Consider the following 407-nt stretch of genomic DNA (forward strand, 5'->3'; position numbering starts at 1 on the left):
CCCCCCGTCCTGAGTAGCGGCCGGGTTTAGAATCCAGGGTTGATGATAGCGGCGTTTGCCAGTTGTTGGGCATACGCAGATGGCGTCATGCCGCCAATTGCTTTCTTGGGTCGCTCCTCGTTGTATTCGCGGCGCCAGCGCTCGATCTCGGTGCGTGCATGCGGCAGTGTCGGGAACCAGTGTTCGTTGAGGCATTCGTCGCGCAGGCGGCCGTTAAACGATTCAACGTAGGCGTTCTGATTCGGCTTGCCGGGTTGGATGAGTCGCAACTGCACGCCACGCGCATGCGCCCAGGCCACCATCGCCTTGCCGCAAAACTCCTTGCCGTTGTCCGTGCGGATCACCTGCGGCAAGCCGCGGCGGATGGCGAGCCGATCCAGCACACGCGTCACGCCATGGCCCGCTAT

At 62.7% G+C, this 407-nt stretch carries 1 protein-coding gene; it reads right to left on the minus strand.

What is annotated here, in order from left to right; translation table 11 throughout:
* Positions 1 to 26: 26 nt before the first annotated feature.
* Positions 27 to 407: integrase core domain-containing protein (locus tag XcodCFBP4690_RS22150; protein WP_146092045.1), on the minus strand; the 381-nt coding region annotated here is incomplete at its 5' end.

Origin of the sequence: Xanthomonas codiaei (genome assembly GCF_002939785.1) — a bacterium.
Classification (GTDB): Bacteria; Pseudomonadota; Gammaproteobacteria; order Xanthomonadales; family Xanthomonadaceae; genus Xanthomonas; species Xanthomonas codiaei.